Source organism: Streptomyces zinciresistens K42 (genome assembly GCF_000225525.1).
GTDB lineage: Bacteria > Actinomycetota > Actinomycetes > Streptomycetales > Streptomycetaceae > Streptomyces > Streptomyces zinciresistens.
Genome location: NZ_AGBF01000008.1, coordinates 41125 through 63229 on the forward strand (window position 1 = coordinate 41125; position 22105 = coordinate 63229).

At 71.7% G+C, this 22105-nt stretch carries 19 protein-coding genes; 12 read left to right on the forward strand and 7 right to left on the reverse strand.

What is annotated here, in order from left to right; all coding sequences use genetic code 11:
- The first annotated feature begins 33 nt into the window (after nucleotides 1-33).
- On the forward strand, nucleotides 34-1077 hold the full coding sequence (locus SZN_RS05005) for an ATP-binding protein (protein ID WP_050815007.1): 1044 nt from the start codon (nucleotides 34-36) through the stop codon (nucleotides 1075-1077).
- Here SZN_RS05005 and SZN_RS05010 read toward each other — a convergent pair.
- Nucleotides 1067-2413: a polysaccharide deacetylase family protein gene (locus SZN_RS05010; protein WP_007492003.1), complete on the reverse strand. Its 1347-nt coding sequence runs from the start codon at nucleotides 2411-2413 to the stop codon at nucleotides 1067-1069. The genes SZN_RS05005 and SZN_RS05010 overlap by 11 nt on opposite strands.
- A 413-nt stretch (nucleotides 2414-2826) precedes the next feature.
- Between SZN_RS05010 and SZN_RS05015 the strand changes: the two genes are divergently transcribed.
- The 6 genes from SZN_RS05015 (at nucleotide 2827) to SZN_RS42300 (ending at nucleotide 11232) form a co-directional block, all read left to right on the forward strand.
- The gene (locus tag SZN_RS05015; RefSeq protein WP_007492005.1) at nucleotides 2827-5469 is read left to right on the forward strand and encodes a SulP family inorganic anion transporter; all 2643 of its coding nucleotides are present in this window, start codon (nucleotides 2827-2829) and stop codon (nucleotides 5467-5469) included.
- A 345-nt stretch (nucleotides 5470-5814) separates the two neighbouring features.
- Nucleotides 5815-7770, forward strand: coding sequence for an acetate--CoA ligase (gene acs, locus SZN_RS05020; RefSeq protein ID WP_007492007.1), 1956 nt, complete (start codon nucleotides 5815-5817; stop codon nucleotides 7768-7770).
- Between the two features lie 198 nt (nucleotides 7771-7968).
- Nucleotides 7969-9408, forward strand: coding sequence for a Na+/H+ antiporter NhaA (gene nhaA, locus SZN_RS05025; RefSeq protein WP_007492009.1), 1440 nt, complete (start codon nucleotides 7969-7971; stop codon nucleotides 9406-9408).
- Between the two features lie 78 nt (nucleotides 9409-9486).
- Nucleotides 9487-9984, forward strand: a complete 498-nt coding sequence (locus SZN_RS05030; RefSeq protein ID WP_007492011.1) for a phage holin family protein — start codon at nucleotides 9487-9489, stop codon at nucleotides 9982-9984.
- Nucleotides 9981-10922 carry an alpha/beta fold hydrolase gene (locus SZN_RS05035; protein WP_007492013.1) on the forward strand — a complete coding sequence of 314 codons (942 nt, stop codon included), beginning with the start codon at nucleotides 9981-9983 and terminating at the stop codon, nucleotides 10920-10922. The genes SZN_RS05030 and SZN_RS05035 overlap by 4 nt, the downstream gene beginning before the upstream one ends.
- 127 nt (nucleotides 10923-11049) lie before the next feature.
- Complete coding sequence (locus SZN_RS42300) at nucleotides 11050-11232, forward strand: hypothetical protein (RefSeq protein WP_078508447.1); 183 nt, start codon at nucleotides 11050-11052, stop codon at nucleotides 11230-11232.
- Between the two features lie 88 nt (nucleotides 11233-11320).
- Here the strand turns inward: SZN_RS42300 and SZN_RS05040 are convergent, their stop codons facing one another.
- The 3 genes from SZN_RS05040 to nth all read right to left on the reverse strand — a co-directional run bounded on the left by SZN_RS05040 (nucleotide 11321) and on the right by nth (nucleotide 14377).
- Nucleotides 11321-12520, reverse strand: coding sequence for a MarP family serine protease (locus SZN_RS05040; protein ID WP_007492014.1), 1200 nt, complete (start codon nucleotides 12518-12520; stop codon nucleotides 11321-11323).
- 59 nt (nucleotides 12521-12579) lie between these two features.
- Nucleotides 12580-13275, reverse strand: coding sequence for an NUDIX hydrolase (locus tag SZN_RS05045; RefSeq protein WP_007492016.1), 696 nt, complete (start codon nucleotides 13273-13275; stop codon nucleotides 12580-12582).
- 133 nt (nucleotides 13276-13408) lie between these two features.
- Complete coding sequence (gene nth / locus SZN_RS05050) at nucleotides 13409-14377, reverse strand: endonuclease III (RefSeq protein ID WP_043728357.1); 969 nt, start codon at nucleotides 14375-14377, stop codon at nucleotides 13409-13411.
- Between the two features lie 339 nt (nucleotides 14378-14716).
- Between nth and SZN_RS05055 the strand changes: the two genes are divergently transcribed.
- The 3 genes from SZN_RS05055 to SZN_RS05065 all read left to right on the forward strand — a co-directional run bounded on the left by SZN_RS05055 (nucleotide 14717) and on the right by SZN_RS05065 (nucleotide 17735).
- Nucleotides 14717-15391, forward strand: coding sequence for a Crp/Fnr family transcriptional regulator (locus SZN_RS05055; RefSeq protein ID WP_007492020.1), 675 nt, complete (start codon nucleotides 14717-14719; stop codon nucleotides 15389-15391).
- A gap of 549 nt (nucleotides 15392-15940) precedes the next feature.
- Nucleotides 15941-16828: an NUDIX hydrolase gene (locus SZN_RS05060; RefSeq protein ID WP_007492022.1), complete on the forward strand. Its 888-nt coding sequence runs from the start codon at nucleotides 15941-15943 to the stop codon at nucleotides 16826-16828.
- A gap of 76 nt (nucleotides 16829-16904) precedes the next feature.
- Nucleotides 16905-17735 carry an MBL fold metallo-hydrolase gene (locus tag SZN_RS05065; protein WP_007492024.1) on the forward strand — a complete coding sequence of 277 codons (831 nt, stop codon included), beginning with the start codon at nucleotides 16905-16907 and terminating at the stop codon, nucleotides 17733-17735.
- Between the two features lie 179 nt (nucleotides 17736-17914).
- Here SZN_RS05065 and SZN_RS05070 read toward each other — a convergent pair whose 3' ends face one another.
- A complete protein-coding gene (locus tag SZN_RS05070) occupies nucleotides 17915-18382 on the reverse strand; it encodes a RidA family protein (protein WP_007492026.1) in 468 nt (155 codons plus the stop codon).
- Nucleotides 18379-18540: a Sp36 family protein gene (sp36, locus tag SZN_RS39640; RefSeq protein ID WP_003975360.1), complete on the reverse strand. Its 162-nt coding sequence runs from the start codon at nucleotides 18538-18540 to the stop codon at nucleotides 18379-18381. Before sp36 ends, SZN_RS05070 begins: the two co-directional genes overlap by 4 nt.
- A 106-nt stretch (nucleotides 18541-18646) precedes the next feature.
- Between sp36 and bagA the strand changes: the two genes are divergently transcribed.
- Together bagA and bagB are read left to right on the forward strand one after the other, a co-directional pair.
- Entirely contained in the window at nucleotides 18647-19624 is a 978-nt protein-coding gene (gene bagA, locus SZN_RS05075) for an ATPase BagA (RefSeq protein WP_007492028.1), read from the forward strand.
- Between the two features lie 52 nt (nucleotides 19625-19676).
- A complete protein-coding gene (bagB, locus tag SZN_RS05080) occupies nucleotides 19677-21101 on the forward strand; it encodes an ATPase BagB (RefSeq protein ID WP_007492029.1) in 1425 nt (474 codons plus the stop codon).
- Nucleotides 21102-21404: 303 nt separating this feature from the next.
- On the opposite strand, the gene wblA is transcribed toward bagB, so the two are convergent.
- Nucleotides 21405-21740, reverse strand: a complete 336-nt coding sequence (wblA, locus tag SZN_RS05085; protein ID WP_007492030.1) for a transcriptional regulator WblA — start codon at nucleotides 21738-21740, stop codon at nucleotides 21405-21407.
- Between the last annotated feature and the right edge of the window lie 365 nt (nucleotides 21741-22105).

The window sequence follows — 22105 nt, forward strand, 5'->3', positions numbered from 1 at the left end:
CGCAGGGAAATGACAGCACTACTCTTAGTGAACATGAAAATTGCTTTCGTCGGGAAGGGCGGCAGCGGCAAGACGACCCTGTCGTCCCTCTTCGTCCGGCACCTCACTGCCGCCGGCGCACCGGTCGTCGCCATCGACGCCGACATCAACCAGCACCTGGGCGCCGCACTCGGCCTCGACGAGGCGGACGCCGCCGCGCTGCCCGCGCTGGGTGAGCGGCTTCCGCTCATCAAGGACTACCTGCGCGGCGCCAATCCGCGCATCGCCTCCGCCGCGGAGATGATCAAGACGACACCGCCCGGCAGGGGATCGCGTCTGCTGCGGGTGGTCGAGAAGAACCCGGTGTACGACGCCTGCGCCCGGCCGGTGGAACTCGACGGCGGCGCCGTCCGTTTGATGGTCACCGGCCCTTTCACGGACTCCGATCTCGGAGTCGCCTGCTACCACTCCAAGACCGGAGCGGTGGAGTTGTTCCTGAACCATCTGGTGGACGGCCCCGACGAATACGTCGTGGTCGACATGACCGCGGGCTCGGACTCTTTCGCCTCCGGGATGTTCACCCGCTTCGACATCACGTTCCTCGTCGCCGAGCCGACCCGGAAGGGGGTCTCCGTCTACCGCCAGTACGCCGAGTACGCCCGCGACTTCGGGATCGCCCTCAAGGTCGTCGGCAACAAGGTGCAGGGCCAGGACGACCTCGACTTCCTCCGCGCCGAGATCGGGGACGACCTGCTGGAGACCGTGGCGCACTCGGACTGGGTGCGCGCCATGGAGAAGGGCCGGCCGCCCCGGTTCGGTCTCCTGGAGGACGTCAACCGCCGTGCCCTGGACCGGTTGCGGAGGGCCGCGGACCAGACGTACGCGTCCCGGGACTGGGAGCGGTACACCCGGCAGATGACCCACTTCCACCTGAAGAACGCCCACTCCTGGGGGAACGAGCGGACGGGGGCCGACCTGGCGGCTCAGATCGACCCCGGGTTCGTCCTGGGCGAGGACCACGGTGTCCCCTCCGCCGCCGGCTCCGCCCGCACCGCCTGCGGGTTGGCGGCCGACTCCGCAAGCATGCCTACGGTTTGACGGCCGGTGCCCCCGGTACGCCCCTCGGGGCCGGTGCCGAGGGGCCGGACAGGAAGGACGCCCAGCCCTGCTTCGGGGCCTCACCGACCGTGAGGGTGCGCAGCTTCTTGAGGACCGCCGGGTCCTGGGCGTCCAGCCAGTCGGCCAGTTGGCGGAAGGACACACAGCGCACGTCGGGCTTGTTGCAGACACTTCGCACGACCTGTTCCACGGCACGCATGTAGGTGCCGCCGTTCCAGGACTCGAAGTGGTTGCCGATGATCAGGGGCGCGCGGTTGCCGTCGTAGGCGCGACTGAAGCCCATGAGCAGGCCGTCGCGCATCTGGTCGCCCCAGAGGCCGTGCTTGGCGGGGTCGCCCTGGCTGGTGGCGCCCGACTGGTTGACCATGAAGTTGTAGTCCATGGTCAACTGCTCGTAGGTGTGGCCGGGGAACGGCACGAGCTGCATCGACAGGTCCCACATGCCCTGCTTCTCGGTGGGCCAGACCTGGTTGTTGACACCGCTGGAGTCGTAGCGGAAGCCCATCTCCCGAGCGGCCTTCACGAAGTTGGTCCTGCCTTCCAGGCAGGGCGTGCGGGCGCCGATCAGCTCCTTGTCGTAGTCGAACGGCAGGGGCGCCGCCTGTGCCATTCCGGTGCTGGTCTTCCAGGACTTCACGAACCGTTTCGCCTGGGAGATCTCGTCCTTCCACTCCTTCACCGACCATTCGCCGACACCGCCGCCGCTGCCGCAGAAGTGCCCGTTGAAGTGGGTGCCGACCTCGTTGCCCTCCAGCCACGCGAGGCGCAGTTGCTCCGCGGTGTCGGCGATGCCCCGCTGGTCGTTGAAGCCGATGTCGGAGCGGCCCGGGGAGTGCTGCGGCGGACGGTACTGGTCGCGCTTGTCCTCGGGCAGCATGTACACGCCGCTGAGGAAGTACGTCATCGTCGCGTTGTTCTCCCGGGCGACCTTGCGGAAGTGGGAGAAGAGCTTCTGGCTGTCCTCGCCGGCGCCGTCCCAGGAGAAGACCACGAACTGCGGCGGCTTCTGCCCCGGCTTCAGCCGCTCCGGTCGCGGCAGCCGCGGCTGGGCGCCGGTATACGCGGTGGAGCCGTCTCCGATCACGCGGATCGCGCTCTTCGGCGCGGGCGCCACCGGCTTCTGCTTCTGCGGCCCCGATGCGGCCCGTCCGGCCTCGTCGGCGCCGATGCCGCACGCGGCGAGTGACGTGACGCAGAGGGCGGCGAGCGCGGCGCCCGCGGCGATCCCGCGCGGGCCGGTGACGGTACCCGCGCCGGGGCCCCGGCGGCGGGCTGCGATCACGCGGAGAACAGCGATCCTGCGGGTGGCGGCCATGCTCCGTCCACCTTCTTCCTTCTCTCGGGCTCTTCTCGGGCTCTTCTCGGGCGCCTGTCGGTGCTCTGTCGGTGCCCTTCCCGGTGGCTCCTCCGTGCCTTTTCGGGCTTCTCTCGGGCTTCTCTCGGGTCTCTCTCCGGGTGCCGACAGCGCCGTCAAAGTCGCATGAGACAGAGAAGGAATTAGTACGACAAGCCGACTAATCGACCACATCACTCTCTAGAGGGATTCATTCGTCCATTTGCTCGTAAAGCATATTCCGGACCTTTACTCTGCATTACGATCCGTTTACCGATTGTTGCCGCAATCCCGCCGCTGCACGCCGTGACCACACGGCCGCGACCCACTCCTCGCCGAGAAGCGCGGGGACCCCCCACAACCGCGACCGCGCTGCCCCGGAGGAGACGGGAAACATGACAGCCTTCGTCCCTGCCCGCACCGACCGCCCCGACCGTGAGAAGCGGTTTCACGAGCCCCACAGCCCGCCGCCGCGCCGCCGCGGTCTCGCGGGCGCGGACGTGTCCGCCTCCGTCGCGGTCTTCCTGATCGCCCTCCCCCTCTCCCTGGGAATCGCCCTCGCCACCGGCGCACCCCTCCAGGCCGGCCTGGTCGCCGCGGCCGTCGGCGGCGTCGTCGCCGGGCGGCTCGGCGGGTCCGCGCTCCAGGTCAGCGGCCCCGCGGCCGGACTCACCGTCGTCACGGCCGAACTCATCCAGCGCTACGGATGGCGTACGACCTGTGCCATCACGGTGCTCGCCGGACTCGCCCAGCTCGGCCTCGGCCTGCTGCGCGTGGCGCGCACCGCGCTCGCCGTCAGCCCCGCCATCGTGCACGGCATGCTCGCCGGCATCGGTGTCACCATCGCCGTCGCACAGCTGCACATCGTCCTGGGCGGCACCCCGCGCAGCTCGGTCCTGGAGAACCTGCACGAGCTTCCTGCCCAGTTGGCCGTCGTCCGCCCCGCCGCGATCTCGGTGAGCGTGCTCACGCTCGCCCTGCTCATGCTCTGGCCACGGCTGCCGGGACGCGCCGGACTCATGCTGCGCAAGGTGCCCGCGCCGCTCGTGGCCGTCGCGGTCGCGACCTCGACCGCCTCGCTCGCCGGGCTGAGCCTGCCGAAGGTGGACCTGCCGTCGTGGAGCAGTCACGCCCTGGCCTCGCTGCCCGAGGGTCCGGTGCTCGGGCTGGTCGCCGCCGTGCTGACCATCACGCTGGTGTGCAGCGTGCAGTCGCTGCTCGGCGCGGTCGCCGTGGACAAGCTGGTCGCCGGACGGCCCGAGCTCTCCGCCCGCGTCGGCCGCTCCGACCTGGACAGGGAGCTGCTCGGGCAGGGTGCAGCCAACGTGGTCTCCGGCACCCTCGGCGGACTGCCGGTCGCCGGCGTGGCCGTGCGCAGTTCCGCCAATGTCCAAGCGGGTGCCGTCAGCCGGAACTCCACGATGCTGCACGGCGTTCTCGTAGTGATCGCCGCGCTGCTGATGGTCCCGGTCCTGGAGTTCATCCCGCTCGCCTCGCTCGCCGCCCTGGTGATGGCTGTCGGCATCCAGATGGTGTCCCTGCACCACATCCGCACGGTGACCCGCCATCGCGAAGTGCTCGTCTACGCCGTCACCACCCTCGGCGTGGTCTTCCTCGGCGTCCTGGAAGGCGTCGCGCTGGGGATCGGCATGGCCGTCGCGGTCGCCCTGCACCGCCTCACCCGCACCCGCATCACCCACGACGAGAAGGAGGGGGTCCACCACGTCAGAGTGCGAGGGCAGTTGACGTTCCTCGCCGTGCCCCGGCTCAGCCGGGCCCTGCATCTCGTGCCCCAGGGCGCCCATGCCGTCGTGGAGTTGGACGGGTCGTTCATGGACCACGCGGCCTACGAGTCCTTGCAGGACTGGCAGAACACCCAGGCCGCGCACGGCGGCACCGTCGAGCTGGTCGGCCGCAGATCGGGCGTCCGCATCGGTGAGCCGGCGGGAGCGGTGCGACTCCATCTCGACGCGGGGACGGCGACGGCCGAGCCGACCGGCTGCCGATGCCACCCCTGGACGCCCTGGCGCAACCACCAGTGCGAGATCCCGCACGCGGACCCGGCCCGCGACACCCGACCGGGGTGGCGCGAGAAGGGTCCAGGGGCCGAGGACGAGGACGACCACGACAGCACGGGAAGGAGGTCGGCCGACACCGGACGCCCCGCCGCAGCCACCGACCCTGCCGACAGGCCGGAAGCCTCCGCGGCGACCGCCACCACCGGCGCCTCCGCCGAACCCACCACACCCGCCGCCCCTGCCGGACCCACGGGCCCCACAGACCCCACGAGTCCTGCCCGTCCCGCCCGTCCCGCCGGTCTGTCCGGTGGCGACGGTGACGGAGCCGGTGGTTCCCAGGCGGGCCGGATGAGCGGGCACCAACTGGCCCGGGGCATCAGCGCGTTCCAGCGCAACACCGCCCCCCTGGTGCGCGGCGAGCTGGCGCGGCTGGCGCGCGAGGGACAGCAGCCTTCGCAGCTGTTCCTGACGTGCGCGGACTCACGGCTGGTGACGTCGATGATCACGTCCAGCGGTCCGGGCGACCTGTTCGTCGTGCGCAACGTCGGCAACCTCGTCCCGCCGCCCGGCCGGGAGAGCGGCGACGACTCGGTGGCGGCGGCCATCGAGTACGCGGTGGACGTGCTGCGGGTGCGGTCCGTCACGGTGTGCGGGCACTCGGGTTGCGGGGCGATGCAGGCCCTGCTGGCCGCCGAGCCGGACGGCGCGCAGACCCCGCTCCGAAGATGGCTGCGGCACGGGCGGCCCAGTGTGGAGCGGATGTCCGACGACGGCCGCCCGTGGGCCAGGCTCGCCGGGCGGGCACCGGCCGACGCGGTCGAGCAGCTCTGCCTGACCAACGTGATCCAGCAGCTGGAGCACCTGCGCGCCCACGAGTCGGTGGCGCGCGCCCTGCGGGCGGGGGCGCTGGCGCTGCACGGGATGTACTTCCACGTGGGTGAGGCACAGGCGTATCTGCTCACGGAGACGGGCGACGACGAGGTGTTCGACCATGTCGGGGTGGCCGGCCTGTCCGTGTGAGACGGCGGGGGAGGGAGACGGAGGTGTGGCCCCGCCCCGGTGCGGGGCCGCGTGCCGTCGCGGGGTCGCGCCTCGCCGAGCCGCCCGTCGCGGGACCCGCGCCGTACGGCCCCCGGGGGCGATCCGTGTCGCGGCCGGACCCGGCAGGGAAGGGGAAAGGAGTCGCAGACCTGAACCGCGCCCGTCCGGCGTCCGTGGGAACGAGTGACCGCGGCGACAGAAGCAGCTCAGGACCCGTTGCCCGACAGGTCTAAACCAATTTTCCGCCGACCCTTGTCATCGGGCCCCCCGGTCTGATGAGCTGTGGCCTGGGACACAACGGACACCCTGGGAAAGGGAGATGTCGTGAGCAACGAAAGCCTGGCCAACCTGCTGAGGGAAGAGCGCAGGTTCGCACCCCCCGCCGACCTGGCCGCCCACGCCAACGTCACGGCGGAGGCGTATGAACAGGCCAAGGCTGACAGGCTAGGCTTCTGGGCCGCGCAGGCCCGTCGGCTGACCTGGGCCAAGGAGCCGGCGGAGACGCTGGACTGGTCGAACCCGCCGTTCGCCAAGTGGTTCAAGGACGGCGAGCTCAACGTCGCGTACAACTGCGTCGACCGGCACGTCGAGGCCGGGCACGGCGACCGGGTGGCCATCCACTTCGAGGGCGAGCCGGGCGACAGCCGCGCCGTCACCTACGCCGAGCTGAAGGACGAGGTCTCCAAGGCCGCCAACGCCCTGCTGGAGCTGGGAGTCCGCAAGGGCGACCGGGTCGCGGTCTACATGCCGATGATCCCCGAGACGGCGGTCGCGATGCTGGCCTGCGCACGTATCGGCGCCGCGCACTCGGTCGTCTTCGGCGGCTTCTCGGCGGACGCCCTCGCCACCCGGATCCAGGACGCGGACGCCAAGGTCGTCATCACCTCCGACGGCGGCTACCGGCGCGGCAAGCCCTCCGCGCTCAAGCCGGCCGTCGACGACGCCGCCGACAAGGCGGGCAACGTCGAGCACGTGCTCGTGGTCCGCCGCACCGGCCAGGACGTCGCCTGGAACGACAGCCGCGACGTGTGGTGGCACGAACTCGTGGACCGGCAGTCCACCGCGCACACCCCGGAGGCGTTCGAGGCCGAGCAGCCGCTCTTCATCCTCTACACGTCGGGCACGACGGGTAAGCCGAAGGGCATCCTGCACACCTCCGGCGGCTACCTCACCCAGACCGCCTACACCCACCACGCGGTCTTCGACCTCAAGCCGGAGACCGACGTCTACTGGTGCACCGCCGACGTCGGCTGGGTCACCGGGCACTCGTACATCGTCTACGGACCGCTCGCCAACGGCGCGACGCAGGTGATGTACGAGGGCACCCCGGACACCCCGCACCAGGGCCGCTTCTGGGAGATCGTGCAGAAGTACGGGGTGACGATCCTGTACACGGCGCCGACCGCCATCCGCACGTTCATGAAGTGGGGGGACGACATCCCCGCCAAGTTCGACCTCTCCTCGCTGCGCGTCCTCGGCTCCGTCGGTGAGCCGATCAACCCCGAGGCATGGGTCTGGTACCGCAAGAACATCGGCGGCGACCGCACCCCGGTCGTCGACACCTGGTGGCAGACCGAGACCGGCGCGATGATGATCTCGCCGCTGCCGGGCGTGACCGAGGCCAAGCCCGGCTCGGCGCAGCGCCCGCTGCCCGGCATCTCCGCAACCGTCGTCGACGACGAGGCCAGCGAGGTGCCCGACGGCGGTGGCGGCTACCTGGTCCTGACCGAGCCGTGGCCGTCGATGCTGCGCACCATCTGGGGCGACGACCAGCGCTTCCTCGACACGTACTGGTCGCGTTTCGAGGGCAGGTACTTCGCGGGCGACGGGGCGAAGAAGGACGACGACGGCGACATCTGGCTGCTGGGCCGCGTCGACGACGTGATGCTCGTGTCCGGGCACAACATCTCGACCACCGAGGTGGAGTCGGCGCTCGTGTCGCACCCCTCGGTCGCCGAGGCGGCCGTGGTCGGCGCCGCGGACGAGACGACCGGGCAGGCCATCGTCGCGTTCGTCATCCTGCGCGGCACCGCCGCCGAGAGCGAGGACCTCGTCGGGGAGCTGCGCAACCACGTCGGTTCCACGCTCGGCCCGATCGCCAAGCCGAAGCGGGTGCTTCCGGTGGCCGAGCTGCCGAAGACCCGTTCGGGCAAGATCATGCGCCGGCTGCTGAGGGACGTCGCCGAGAACCGCCAGCTCGGCGATGTGACGACCCTGACGGACTCCGCCGTCATGGATCTCATCCAGGCGAAGCTCCCGACCGCGCCCAGCGAGGACTGAGGACGGCCCCGAGGGCATCCGGCGCCGGTGGCGCGCCGGATGCCCCGCCGTGCGTACGGCGGACGGGAACGGATGCGGCCCGCCGCGCCACCAGGTAAACTCGCTTAGGTAAACTAACCAAAACGCGTGATCCTCAGGTGCGCCGGGAAGTCTGGTCGGCAGTTTTTTCGTCCTGCCCACCGACCGGAGGTCTCCCCCGTGGCCGCGCCCCGCACCCCCGCCACCGCACGCAAGGTCCTCGGCCGGCTGTCCCTGCCGGAGCGGACGTACGTCGCGGACGCGCTGCGCACCGAGACCGTCGGCGGCGTGCTCCTGCTGGTGGCCGCCGTCGCCGCGCTCATCTGGGCCAACGTCCCCGCGCTCAAGGACAGTTACGAGGCCGTCAGCGACTTCCACCTCGGCCCCGCCGCCCTCGGCCTCGACCTGTCGATCCAGTACTGGGCCGCCAGCGGACTCCTCTCGCTCTTCTTCTTCGTCGCCGGAATCGAGCTCAAGCGCGAACTGGTGGCCGGCGACCTCAAGGACCCGAAGGCGGCCGCCCTTCCGGTCGCCGCCGCGCTCTGCGGCATGGCGGTACCCGCGCTGGTCTACACGCTCACCAACGTGAGCCAGGGCGGCTCGCTCGCCGGCTGGGCCGTCCCGACCGCCACCGACATCGCCTTCGCGCTGGCCGTACTGGCCGTCATCGGCACCTCGCTGCCCAGCGCCCTGCGCGCGTTCCTGCTGACGCTCGCCGTCGTCGACGACATGCTCGCAATCCTGATCATCGCGGTCTTCTTCACCTCCGACCTGAACTTCGCCGCGCTCGGCGGTGCCGCCGCCTGCCTGGCACTCTTCTGGTTCCTGCTGCGCGCGGGCGTACGCGGCTGGTACGTGTACGTCCCGCTGGCCCTGGTGATCTGGGCGCTGATGTACAACAGCGGCGTGCACGCCACCATCGCGGGCGTGGCGATGGGCCTGATGCTGCGCTGCACCCGGCGCGAGGGCGAGCAGCAGAGCCCCGGTGAGCGCATCGAACACCTCGTGCGCCCCCTGTCGGCCGGTCTGGCGGTGCCGTTGTTCGCGCTGTTCAGCGCCGGTGTGGCGGTCTCCGGCGGGGCGCTCGGCGAGGTGTTCACCCAGCCCGAGACGCTGGGTGTGGTCCTCGGCCTGGTGGTCGGCAAGACACTCGGCATCTTCGGCGGCACCTGGCTGACGGCACGCTTCACCCGGGCCTCGCTGAGCGAGGAGCTGAAGTGGGCCGACGTGTTCGCCGTGGCGACCCTCGCCGGCATCGGCTTCACCGTCTCCCTCCTCATCGGCGAACTCGCCTTCGCCGGCCGGGCCGCGCTGACCGACGAGGTGAAGGCCGCCGTCCTGCTCGGCTCGCTCATCGCGGCGACCACGGCGACCGTGCTGCTGAAGATCCGCAACGCCGAGTACCGCTCGCTGGTCGAGGCCGAGGACCGCGACGAGGACGCGGACGGCATCCCGGACATCTACGAGCAGGACGAGCCGGAGTACCACCTGCGGATGGCCGCCCTGCACGAGCGCAAGGCCGCCGAGCACCGCCGGCTCGCCGAGGAGAAACGCGCCGCGCGCCACGCGCTTGCCGAAGTGACGGGCAGGGCAGGCGAGGAGGGGCACCGTCGGGCATGATCTGACGGGACGGTACAAAAGACGGAACCGTACTCGGTCAGACACAAGACGGAACCGAACACGACGAGGGAGACCGCGATGAGCGCACCCGACGGCAGCCCGGTCGGCGCCGAACGCAGCATCGGACAGCTGTTCGCCTCGGCGACGACCGACTTGTCGGCACTGGTGCACGACGAGATCGCGCTGGCCAAGGCGCAGCTGAAGCAGGACGTCAAGCGCGGCGCGACGAGCGGCGGGGCGTTCTCGCTGGCCGGTGCCGTACTGGTGTTCTCCCTGCCGATGCTGAACTTCGCCCTCGCGTACGGCATCAGGACCTGGAGCAACTGGAACCTCGCGATCTGCTTCCTGCTGTCCTTCGCCGCGAACGTCCTCGTCGCCGCGGTGCTGGCGCTGATCGGCGTCGTCTTCGCGAAGAAGGCCAAGAAGGGCAAGGGCCCGCAGAAGGTCGCGGCCTCCGTGAAGGAGTCGGCGGGCGTCCTGCAGAACGCCAAGCCCCACCCGCGCCCCGTGACCAAGCCCGAGCTGGAGGACCGTGCGCCCGCGGCCATCGAGGCTGTGGCACGCTCGTCGTCATGACGGATCCCGCCGCCCCCGCGGCCCAGCCCCCTTCCTCGGTCGTACGACTGGACGGTCCCTGGACCCACCGGGACGTGGCCGCCAACGGCGCGCGCTTCCACATCGCCGAGATGGGCGACGGGCCGCTGGTGCTGCTGCTGCACGGCTTCCCCCAGTTCTGGTGGGCCTGGCGGCACCAGCTCCCCGCCCTCGCCGACGCGGGTTTCCGGGCCGTCGCCATGGACCTGCGCGGCGTCGGCGGCAGCGACCGCACCCCGCGCGGCTACGACCCGGCCAACCTCGCCCTCGACGTCACCGGCGTGATCCGCTCCCTGGGCGAGCCCGACGCCGCGCTGGTCGGCCACGACCTGGGCGGATATCTGGCGTGGACGGCGGCCGCGATGCGCCCCAAGCTCGTACGGCGGCTCGCGGTGGCGTCCATGCCGCACCCCCGGCGCTGGCGCTCGGCGATGCTCTCCGACGTCAAGCAGACCAGTGCGAGTTCCTACATCTGGGGGTTCCAGCGGCCCTGGATCCCCGAGCGCCGGCTCATGGCCGACGACGGTGCGCTGGTGGGCCGGCTGATCCGCGACTGGTCCGGCCCGCGGCTGCCGGACGACGACGCGGTGGAGACGTACCGCCGCGCGATCCGCATCCCCTCCACGGCGCACTGCTCGATCGAGCCGTACCGCTGGATGGTGCGCTCCCTCGCCCGCCCCGACGGCATCCAGTTCAACCGCCGGATGAAGCGGCCGGTCCGGGTGCCGACGCTGCATCTGCACGGATCGCTGGACCCCGTACAGCGCACCCGCAGCGCGGCGGGCTCCGGGGAGTACGTCGAAGCGCCTTACCGCTGGCGGCTGTTCGACGGTCTCGGGCACTTCCCGCACGAGGAGGACCCGGTGGCGTTCTCCACCGAACTCATCAACTGGCTGAAGGATCCCGAACCCGATCGGTGACCGTTCCGGCGCCCCCGGCATGCGGAACTGAACACGCGTACTACGAACGGCCAATTGCCTGGCGCATAGGCCAATTGGGGCCCTCGGCGGAGGTTATCGACCTTTGGGCGGGGGCAGACGTCGGTGTATGGGCTGGACGCACGACTACAGTGACGCAGCACGCAATCGCCGCTCGGCCAATGGGCTGAGCCCCCACCAGCGAGGCAGCACCCCGCAGACGGCGGGCGCCGATCTCCGCGTGGGCATTCCGCGTATCCTCCGCCGCCGGGCCCGCTGGGTCTCGGTACGACTGCGCCACCCGCGCGGCTGACGGGCCGCCGGCTCCCCCACCCTCGCCCGCCCCGGCTCGGGGCCGGTGCCGGGGAAGGTCGAGCCGGTGAACCCTCCCGGTCACGGCACTACATGGCACAGCTGTCGCTGTCCACCTGCTGGTTGGCGGTACGGCCCTTGGCGATGTCCTCGCGGATCTCGTCGGCGGTCAGCGCGTAGCCGGTGTCGGCGTCGTCGAGGGACTTGGCGAACACCACGCCGTAGACCTTGCCCTCGGGCGTGAGCAGCGGGCCGCCGGAGTTGCCCTGCCGCACGGTCGCGAACAGGGAGTAGACGTCGCGCCGCACGGTGCCGCGGTGGTAGATGTCGGGGCCGTTGGCCGGCAGGCGCCCGCGCACGCGCGCGGCGCGCACGTCGTACGAGCCGTTCTCCGGGAAGCCCGCGATGATCGCGCCGTCGCCGCTGCGGGCGCCGGTCGCGGTGAACCGCAGTACGGGGGCCTGGAGATCGGGCACGTCGAGCACCGCGATGTCGCGCTTCCAGTCGTACAGGACGACCGTCGCGTCGTACCTCCTGCCCTCGCCGCCTATCTGGACGGTCGGTTCGTCGACGCCGCCGACGACATGCGCGTTGGTCATCACCCGGCGCTGCGCGAAGACGAAGCCCGAGCCCTCCAGCACCTTGCCGCAACTGGTCGCCGTGCCCACGACCTTGACGATGGACCGCTGCGCGCGGGTGGCGACCGGGCTGCCCGCGAGGGCGGGGTCGGGGGGCTGGACCTCGTTGATGGGCTCGTTCGAGAACGGGCTGAAGACCTGCGGGAAGCCGTTCTGCGCGAGGACGGAGGAGAAGTCCGCGAACCAGGTGTCCGCCTGGGCCGGCAGCGCCCGCGCGACACCGAGCAGCACCTTGGAGTTGCGGACCTCCTTGCCGAGCGTCGGCAGCGTCGTGCCCGCGAGGGCCGAGCCGATGAGCCAGGCCACCAGGAGCATCGCGACGACGTTGACCAGGGCGCCGCCCGTGGCGTCCAGGGCGCGGGCCGGGGACCAGGTGATGTACCGGCGCAGCTTGCTGCCCAGATGGGTGGTCAGGGCCTGGCCGACGGAGGCGCAGACGATGACGACGACGACCGCGACGACCGCGGCCGTCGTGCTCACCTCGGCGTTGTCGGTGAGGGCGTCCCAGATGACCGGCAGGAGGTACACCGCGACCAGCCCGCCGCCGAGGAAGCCGATCACCGACAGGATGCCGACGACGAAACCCTGGCGGTAGCCCACGATCGCGAACCACACGGCGGCGACCAGCAACAGGATGTCCAGCACGTTCACCGTGTTCTAGCCTCGCCTCATCACGCTTCGCTCACCGGGGGTGGTTCGTGCACACCCTGTCATGACCGCCAGTCGAGCGGGACCTGCTTCCCCCGGTCCCACGGGCGCTCCCACCCCGAGAAATGCAGCAGACGGTCGATCACACCGGCCGTGAACCCCCAGACAAGGGCCGATTCGACCAGGAATGCCGGACCCCGGTGGCCGCTGGGATGGACGGTGGTGGCGCGGTTGTCCGGATTCGTGAGATCCGCCACGGGGACGGTGAACACGCGTGCCGTCTCGTTCGGATCGACGACGTCGACCGGGCTCGGCTCGCGCCACCAGCCCAGCACCGGTGTCACCACGAAACCGCTCACGGGGATGTAGAGCCTGGGCAGCACTCCGAAGAGCTGGACCCCGCTCGGATCGAGCCCGGTCTCCTCCTCGGCCTCGCGCAGGGCGGCCCGCAGCGGCCCGTCCGCCTGCGGGTCGCCGTCCTCGGCGTCGAGGGCGCCGCCCGGGAACGCGGGCTGCCCGGCGTGCGAGCGCAGCGAACTCGCCCGCTCCATCAACAGCAGCTCGGGCCCCCGCTCGCCCTCCCCGAAGAGGACCAGGACGGCGGACTGGCGCCCCGCGCCGCTCTCCGGCGGCAGGAAGCGGCTCAGCTGGATCGGCTCGACCGTCTCGACGACCCGCGCCACCGGCTCCAGCCAGTCCGGCAGCCCGTCCTTGCTCAGTACCACCGGCCCGTCCCGCGTGTCGCTCGCCCGTGTCATCGCCACCCCCGTCGTCCTGCCCCGTCCAACGCCCGGCGGCACCGGGATCGTTCCGAAGGAGCGCTCAAGGCGCCGGGGGTGGTACACCCGCCCGGCGCGCGCCGGTGTGCCGCGGGACCCCGGGCCGGCCCCGTCACCCGGCCCCCAGCGGCGGGGCCGGCTTGCCGCCCGCGTCGAGGTAGGACTGCGGGGGCTTCAGCCGCTGCCCCGGGAAGCCGCCCTTCTCGTACTTCAGGAGCTTTCGGGCCTTCTCCGGGTCCGTCTCGCCCTCACCGAAGGCCGGGCAGAGCGGCGCGATGGGACAGGCGCCGCAGGCGGGCTTGCGCGCGTGGCAGATACGGCGGCCGTGCCAGACCACGTGGTGGGAGAGGTCGGTCCAGTCGCTCTTGGGGAACAGCCCGGCGATCTCGGCCTCGATCTTGTCGGGGTCGGTCTGCTCGGTCCACTTCCAGCGCCGCACCAGCCGCTGAAAGTGGGTGTCCACGGTGATGCCGGGCCGCCCGAAGGCGTTGCCCAGGACGACGAAGGCGGTCTTGCGGCCCACGCCCGGCAGCTTGACCAGGTCCTCCAGCCGTCCGGGCACCTCACCGCCGTACTCCTCGGCCAGGGCCTTGGACAGGCCCATCACCGACTTGGTCTTCGCCCGGAAGAACCCGGTCGGGCGCAGGATCTCCTCGACCGCCTCCGGATCGGCCGCGGCGAGGTCCTCGGGCGTGGGGTACGCGGCGAACAGCGCCGGTGTCGTCTGGTTGACCCGCAGGTCGGTCGTCTGGGCGGACAGGACCGTGGCGACGAGGAGTTGGAAGGGGTTGTCGAAATCCAGCTCCGGGTGCGCGTACGGATAGACGCCGGCGAGCTCGCGGTCGATCCTCCGGGCACGGCGCACGAGAGCGGTGCGCGACTCGGCCTTCGCGGGCTCGGCGGCGACGCCCTTCACGGCACCGGCGCCCTTCACCGCGGCGGCGGCCTTCTCGGGAACGGCGGCGGGTTTCCCGGCGACGGCCCTTTTCGCGGTAACGCTTTCCCCGCCGGACGTCTTCTCACCATCGGTGTTCTTGCTGGTCGTCTTCTTCACCGCAGATTTCCCACCATGTGCCGTCATCCCACTCGGCGTCACTTTCGCCGCTTTCGCCTTTTTCCTTCCGCCGCCCGGGTTCTGTTCGCCCACAGCGGAATCGCGCCGTGCAACCACCCGCTCAGCCCCCTTGGCCTGTGCTCTCACCGGCGATTTGGACACCCGGCCAGCCTAAAGCCCGGCACTGACATCCGCCCCGGACCCTGAAGATCAGCCCCCGATTGGACCCCTGCCGCTTACCGCGGGACAGGTGTGCGGCATCCTTGTGACAGATCACACTGTTTGGACCGTCCGGCAAGATGGGGAACTCGGACCCCTGGTACGCAGGGGAAAGATCCCCTGAGCAGGTCGACAAGGAGAGAACTCGTGGACGACCCTCTGCGGCGCAATCCGCTCTTCGCGGCTCTCGACGACGAGCAGTCCGCGGAACTGCGCGCCTCCATGAGTGAGGTGACGCTCGCCCGTGGCGACTCCCTGTTCCACGAGGGAGACCCGGGCGACCGGCTCTATGTCGTCACGGAAGGCAAGGTGAAGCTGCACCGCACCTCGCCCGACGGCCGGGAGAACATGCTCGCCGTCGTCGGCCCCGGAGAGCTCATCGGCGAGCTCTCCCTCTTCGACCCCGGCCCGCGCACGGCGACCGCCACCGCGCTGACCGAGGTCAAGCTCCTGGGCCTGGGCCACGGCGACCTCCAGCCCTGGCTCAACGCCCGCCCCGAGGTGGCCACCGCGCTCCTGCGCGCCGTCGCCCGCAGGCTGCGCCGCACCAACGACGCGATGTCCGACCTCGTCTTCTCCGACGTCCCCGGCCGCGTGGCCCGCGCCCTCCTGGACCTCTCGCGCCGCTTCGGCGTGCAGTCCGAGGAGGGCATCCACGTCGTGCACGACCTGACGCAGGAAGAACTCGCCCAGCTGGTCGGCGCGTCCCGCGAGACGGTCAACAAGGCGCTGGCCGACTTCGCGGGCCGAGGCTGGCTGCGACTGGAGGCGCGCGCGGTGATCCTCCTGGACGTGGAGCGCCTGGCGAAGCGCTCCCGCTGACCCTCCACACCACCACGGGGTCCCGCCTCCCGGCAGACGGGACCCCGCACGCGTGCCCCGGCCGGAAAGACGCCCACGAACCGGCGACCGCCCAGGGCCGCCACGTACGACGAGGGCGCCCGCGCCAGAGGGCACGGGCGTTGGCCGCGTACGGCGAGGAGGGGACGTGCGGGGCCCGCCCGCGGCGTCCGGCGTCCGGCGTCCGGCGTCCGGCGTCCGGCGTCCGGCGTCCGGCGTCCGGCGTCCGGCGTCAAAAGAGGCTGCACTCCCCGACCCGCGGAACCGCCGGACCGAGGACGGACACCCCCCGGCACAGCCCCACCCCAGAACGCCACCGCAAGCGCGACGCGAGCCCGCGCGTACGCCGCACAGGCGCCGCTGGCACCCCGCGCACCCCCGCCAAAGCGGCGCACCCCACGCGAGGACACGCCCCCGAGGCACCGCACGCGCGCGGACACGCGATCACCCGCGCCCCGTCACCCCGCACAGGCGCCGCAGGCACCCCGCTCCCCTCTCGAACATCCGCCCGCCACGAGATAGCCTCCGGCCATGGCGAACGGGCAGTGGTACCCACCGGAGTGGCCGGACCGCATCCGCGCGCTGGCGGACGGACGTCTCACCCCCGTCGCCCCGAAGCGCGCGGCCACCGTCATGCTGCTCAAGGACTCCGCCCCCACGGGCCACACAGCCCCCGCCGGCCCCACCGTTCACATGCTGCGCCGCCGCGCCTCCATGGCCTTCGCGGGCGGCGCGTACGCCTACCCCGGCGGCGGCGTGGACCCCCGGGACGAACAGCCCGTCCGCTGGGCGGGCCCCACACGCGCGTGGTGGGCGAACCGGCTCGGCGTGGAGGACTCCACCGCCCAGGCCATCGTGTGCGCCGCCGTCCGCGAGACGTACGAGGAGGCCGGCGTCCTGCTCGCGGGCCCCACGGAGGAAACGGTCGTGGGCGACACCACCGGCGACGACTGGGAGGCGGACCGCGCCGCCCTGGTCGCCCGCGACGTGTCGTTCGCCGAGTTCCTGGACCGCCGCGGCCTCGCGGTCCGCTCCGACCTCCTGGGCGCCTGGACCCGCTGGATCACCCCGGAGTTCGAACCCCGCCGCTACGACACCTGGTTCTTCGTCGCCGCGCTCCCCCGGGGCCAGCGCACCCGCAACGCCTCCACGGAGGCCGACCGCACCGTCTGGATCCGCCCCGCGGACGCGGCCGTCGCCTACGACAGAGGCGAACTGCTGATGATGCCGCCCACCATCGCGACACTGCGCCAGCTCACCCCGTACGACAGCGCGGCCCGTGCACTGGCCGCCGCCCCGGACCGCGACCTCACCCCCGTACTGGCCCAGGCCCGCGTGGAGGGCGGCGAGCTGGTGCTCTCCTGGCCCGGCCACGACGAGTTCACCAGGCACATCCCGACCGGCGGAACCCCCGCATGACCACACCGGGCCCGCCGCCGACCACAGAACCCCCACCGGTACCCGAACCCGAACCCGCTCCGGAAGGCCGGCCCGTATGACGGACGCAGCAGCCCTCCCCGGCCAGCCCCGAGGCGGCGTCCGGACCGGCTCCGCCACCCCCCGCGCCGTCAACGTCCTCGCGCCCAACCCCTCGGCGATGACCCTGGACGGCACGAACACCTGGATCGTCGCCGAGCCGGACTCGGACCTGGCCGTCGTCGTCGACCCGGGCCCCCTGGACGACGGCCATCTGCGCGCGGTCGTCGCGACGGCCGAGCGGGCCGGCAAGCGCGTCGCCCTGACCCTGCTCACCCACGGCCACCCGGACCACGCCGAGGGCGCCGGGCGCTTCGCCGAACTGACCGGCACACGCGTGCGTGCCCTGGACCCCGCGCTGAGGCTCGGCGGCGAAGGGCTCGCCGCCGGGGACGTGATCACCGTCGGCGGGCTGGAACTGCGCGTCGTACCGACCCCCGGGCACACCGCCGACTCGCTGTGCTTCCACCTCCCCGCCGACCGGGCCGTCCTGACCGGCGACACGATCCTGGGCCGCGGTACGACGGTCGTGGCCCACCCCGACGGCCGCCTAGGCGACTACCTGGACTCACTGCGCCGGCTCAGGTCCCTCGCGGTGGACGACGGCGTGCGCACGGTCCTGCCGGGCCACGGGCCGGTCCTGGAGGACGCGCAGGGCGCGGTCGAGTTCTACCTGGCGCACCGCGCGCACCGGCTCGCGCAGGTCGAGACGGCGGTCGAGGACGGCTACGTCACACCGGCCGAGGTGGTCGCGCACGTCTACGCGGACGTGGACCGCTCCCTGTGGCCGGCGGCCGAACTGTCGGTCCGCGCCCAACTGGACTACCTCCGGGAACACGGCCTCATCTGACGGGCCCACCGCACCGCGCACCCCGCGGCGGACCGGCCCGCCCCGTAGCCCCCCGCGCGACGGACCGGCCCCACCGCACCGCGCGAGCCACCCGCGCGACGGACCGGTCCGCCAGGGACCCGCACGCGCCTGCACACGCACACGCGCCCGTAACGGGCCCGGACCGGTCGCACCCGGGCCTACGCGCCCGTCAGCTCCACCTGCACCTCGACCTCGACCGGCGCGTCCAGGGGCAGCACGGCCACGCCCACCGCGCTGCGCGCGTGCACGCCCTTGTCGCCCAGGACCTCGACGAAGAGCTCGCTCGCGCCGTTGATGACGCCCGGCTGACCGGTGAAGTCCGACGCCGAGGCCACGAACCCGGTGACCTTCACCACGCGCGCGACGCGGTCCAGGTCACCGGCGACCGACTGCACGGCGGCGAGGGCGTTCAGGGCGCAGATCCGGGCCAGATCCTTGGCCTCCTCGGCGGTGACCTCCGCGCCCACCTTGCCGGTGACCGGCAGCTTGCCCTCCACCATCGGCAGCTGGCCAGCGGTGTACACGTACACGCCGGACTGGACCGCGGGCTGGTAGGCGGCCAGCGGAGGGACGACCTCCGGCAGCGTCAGCCCCAGCTCCGCGAGCCTCTCCCCGACCGCGCTCACGCCTGCTTCTCCCGCTTCAGGTAGGCCACGAGCTGCTCGGGGTTGTTCGGGCCGGGCACGACCTGGACCAGCTCCCAGCCGTCCTCGCCCCAGGTGTCCAGAATCTGCTTCGTGGCGTGGACGAGCAGGGGGACGGTTGCGTATTCCCATTTGGTCATGCGGCCGACTTTATCCGCTGCCCGGAAGGGCCGACGCGGCCGATCGCGGTCAGGTTGTCCACAGGCTGCCGCGTAGCCCGGCCGCCGACTGGTTAGGCTCGAAGACGTGAGCAGGCTCCAGGTCGTCAGCGGCAAGGGCGGGACCGGAAAGACCACGGTCGCCGCCGCGCTCGCGCTCGCCCTCGCCACCGAGGGGAAACGGGCGCTTCTCGTCGAGGTGGAGGGGCGGCAGGGCATCGCGCAGCTCTTCGAGACAGAGGCGCTGCCCTACGAGGAGCGGAAGATCGCCGTCGCTCCGGGGGGCGGGGAGGTGTACGCCCTCGCCATAGACCCCGAACTGGCCCTTCTGGACTACCTCCAGATGTTCTACAAGATGGGCGGTGCCGGACGCGCGCTGAAGAAGCTCGGCGCCATCGACTTCGCCACCACCATCGCGCCCGGACTCAGAGACGTCCTCCTCACGGGCAAGGCGTGCGAGGCGGTGCGGCGCAAGGACAGGTCCGGCCGGTTCGTCTACGACCACGTGGTCATGGACGCGCCGCCGACGGGGCGCATCACCCGCTTCCTCAACGTCAACGACGAGGTCGCCGGCCTCGCCCGGATCGGGCCGATACACAATCAGGCGCAGGCCGTGATGAGGGTGCTGAAGTCGGCGGAGACTGCCGTGCACCTGGTGACGCTGCTGGAGGAGATGCCGGTCCAGGAGACGGCCGACGGCATCGCCGAGCTGCGCGCGGCACGGCTGCCGGTGGGCAGGGTCATCGTGAACATGGTGCGGCCCGGGGTGTTGGACGACGCCGACCTGGACCTCGTACGGAGCGTGCCGCGCGCCGCCGTCGCCAAGTCGCTGTCGTCGGCGGGACTCGGCGGGGCGCGCCGGGGCGGCACCGCGCAGCGGCTCGTCGACCCGCTGCTGGCCCAGGCCGACGAGTACGCCGAGCGGTACGCGCTGGAGCAGGAGCAGCGGGCGGCCCTGGCCGCGCTGGAGCTGCCGGTGCACGAACTGCCCCTGCTGGCCGAGGGCATGGACCTGGCGGGCCTGTACGCACTCGCGCGCGGGCTGCGGGAACAGGACCTGTCATGAGTCCGTTCACAAGTCGGGAGCCGCACGCGGTCCGTCGGAAGCAGGGGATGTCATGAGTCGTCCGGAACCGGCCCAGGCACAGGACGCCGCCCATCAGCCCCCGTACCTCTCCGCCGCGCGCGTGCTCGACCTCGACCCGCTGCTCGACGACCCGCGGACCCGCATCGTGGTGTGCTGCGGCTCGGGCGGCGTCGGCAAGACCACGACCGCGGCGGCGCTGGGCCTGCGCGCCGCGGAGCGGGGCCGCAAGGTGGTCGTGCTGACCATCGACCCGGCCCGCAGGCTCGCCCAGTCGATGGGCATCGACTCGCTGGACAACACCCCGCGGCGGGTGAAGGGCGTCGAGGGCGACGGCGAGCTGCACGCGATGATGCTCGACATGAAGCGCACCTTCGACGAGATCGTCGAGGCGCACGCGGACCGCGACCGGGCTGCCGCGATCCTGGGCAACCCGTTCTACCAGTCGCTCTCGGCGGGCTTCGCGGGCACGCAGGAGTACATGGCGATGGAGAAGCTGGGTCAGCTGCGGTCCCGGGACGAGTGGGACCTCATCGTCGTGGACACCCCGCCCTCGCGCTCGGCGCTGGACTTCCTGGACGCGCCCAAGCGGCTCGGCTCGTTCCTGGACGGCAAGCTGATCCGCGTCCTGCTGGCCCCGGCGAAGGTCGGCGGCCGGGCCGGGATGAAGTTCCTGAACGTCGGCATGTCGATGATGACGGGCGCGCTCGGCAAGCTGCTGGGCGGGCAGTTGCTGAAGGACGTCCAGACGTTCGTGGCGGCCATGGACTCCATGTTCGGCGGGTTCCGTACGCGCGCGGACGCCACGTACAAGCTGCTGCAGGCGCCCGGCACGGCGTTCCTCGTGGTGGCGGCGCCGGAGCGGGACGCGCTGCGGGAGGCCGCGTACTTCGTGGAGCGGCTGGCCGCCGAGGACATGCCGCTCGCCGGTCTCGTCCTCAACCGGGTCCACGGCAGCGGCGCCGACCGGCTGTCGGCCGAGCGGGCGCTCGCCGCCGCGGAAAATCTTGAGGACTCCGGCATTGTGGATCAGGAGGACGGGAAGGCTGGACTTCGTAACTCCCCCGACAGGCAAGACAGTTCAGCTTCGGCCGCTTCCGGACCGCCCGACACGGGCGCATCGGCTCCCGACGCAGGCTCCCCCGCCGGCACGGACACCGAGGACAGCGCGACCGAGGACGCACCCCGGGCGGCCGTTCAGCATGTCGAGCGGTCGGTCGACCAGCTCACCGCGGGCCTGCTGAGACTGCACGCCGAGCGTATGCGGTTGCTGACCCGCGAGCGGCGCACGCGTGATCGTTTCACCGCGCTGCACCCCGAGGTGGCCGTGGCGGAAGTGGCCGCGCTGCCCGGCGATGTCCATGACCTCGTGGGTCTGCGGGACATCGGGAACCGGCTGGCGGCACACCGGCACGAGCTGCCCGCCCCCGAACTGCCGGACCGGGCCGCCGAGTCCTGAGACCGCCGGTCCGCTGCCGAGCCGAGGCGGACATGACGGGCCGACCCGGCCAGAACTCCGGGGCCGTGGCCCGCCCTCGGACTCCGGCCCCCGAAAGCTGCGGACGGCCCCCGCAAGGGCTACGGCCCCAGCAATGCTCCAGACCGCGGCGAGACTCCGGCCGGCTCACCCGGAGGGCGGCCCACCCGGAGGGCTCCGGACCGTCAGGCCACAGGGCCGCGGGCATCCAACTCCCGTACGTCCGACCGCGGTCCGCCCGGCCTCACGCGCCGGCGCACCGGGCGTCGGCGTCCTGCGGGCCTGTCACCCGACAGCCGCGAAATCCTCGTAGACCTCGTCGTCGAGGGGCAGGATTCCGGCCCCCCGCTCGTACTCCGTACGCGCCGTCTCCAGGAGTCTGCGCCACGAGGTGACGGTGGGCCGCCTGCGCAGCAGTGCGCGGCGCTCCCGCTCCGTCATGCCACCCCACACGCCGAACTCGACGCGATTGTCCAGCGCGTCCGCCAGGCACTCGGTCCGCACGGGGCATCCCGTGCACACCGCCTTCGCCCGGTTCTGCGCTGCTCCCTGAACGAACAGTTCGTCCGGATCGGTAGTGCGGCAGGCCGCCTGCGCACTCCAGTCGACTACCCAGCCCATACCGGCGCCGTCCTCTCCCGAATCGAGGCTCCCCCACGGCGGCAGCGGCATATTCACCGCCGCCAGTTGAGGACGTTACGGAAGGCGGGCACGGCGCAACACCCCCAGCGGGCCCAATCTTGAATGGCCCGAACGGACTATGGGTAAGCGGCAGATCACCCGGGGGAGTGAGCTGGCGACATGCGTGATCATCCCGGCAAAGCGGGACGGTTCCATGGAGTCACAACGGACGCCGTATGACACACAAGGCGGATTCGGACACGCGCCCACCAGAAAAGTGGGGAACCTCCGGAACGATTCGGGGTCGCCGGACGTATTGATACGTGGCTGCACTGCTGTGACAGTTGGCAGCAGCTTAGGCCAAG

What these genes read in the sequence shown, in the direction of transcription:
- SZN_RS05005 (WP_050815007.1), top strand. Translation starts at nt 34, where the DNA reads ATGAAAATTGCTTTCGTCGGGAAGGGCGGCAGCGGCAAGACGACCCTG.
- SZN_RS05010 (WP_007492003.1), bottom strand. Translation starts at nt 2,413, where the DNA reads ATGGCCGCCACCCGCAGGATCGCTGTTCTCCGCGTGATCGCAGCCCGC.
- SZN_RS05015 (WP_007492005.1), top strand. Translation starts at nt 2,827, where the DNA reads ATGACAGCCTTCGTCCCTGCCCGCACCGACCGCCCCGACCGTGAGAAG.
- SZN_RS05030 (WP_007492011.1), top strand. Translation starts at nt 9,487, where the DNA reads ATGAGCGCACCCGACGGCAGCCCGGTCGGCGCCGAACGCAGCATCGGA.
- SZN_RS05035 (WP_007492013.1), top strand. Translation starts at nt 9,981, where the DNA reads ATGACGGATCCCGCCGCCCCCGCGGCCCAGCCCCCTTCCTCGGTCGTA.
- SZN_RS42300 (WP_078508447.1), top strand. Translation starts at nt 11,050, where the DNA reads ATGGGCTGGACGCACGACTACAGTGACGCAGCACGCAATCGCCGCTCG.
- SZN_RS05045 (WP_007492016.1), bottom strand. Translation starts at nt 13,275, where the DNA reads ATGACACGGGCGAGCGACACGCGGGACGGGCCGGTGGTACTGAGCAAG.
- nth (WP_043728357.1), bottom strand. Translation starts at nt 14,377, where the DNA reads ATGACGGCACATGGTGGGAAATCTGCGGTGAAGAAGACGACCAGCAAG.
- SZN_RS05060 (WP_007492022.1), top strand. Translation starts at nt 15,941, where the DNA reads ATGGCGAACGGGCAGTGGTACCCACCGGAGTGGCCGGACCGCATCCGC.
- SZN_RS05065 (WP_007492024.1), top strand. Translation starts at nt 16,905, where the DNA reads ATGACGGACGCAGCAGCCCTCCCCGGCCAGCCCCGAGGCGGCGTCCGG.
- sp36 (WP_003975360.1), bottom strand. Translation starts at nt 18,540, where the DNA reads ATGACCAAATGGGAATACGCAACCGTCCCCCTGCTCGTCCACGCCACG.
- bagB (WP_007492029.1), top strand. Translation starts at nt 19,677, where the DNA reads ATGAGTCGTCCGGAACCGGCCCAGGCACAGGACGCCGCCCATCAGCCC.
- wblA (WP_007492030.1), bottom strand. Translation starts at nt 21,740, where the DNA reads ATGGGCTGGGTAGTCGACTGGAGTGCGCAGGCGGCCTGCCGCACTACC.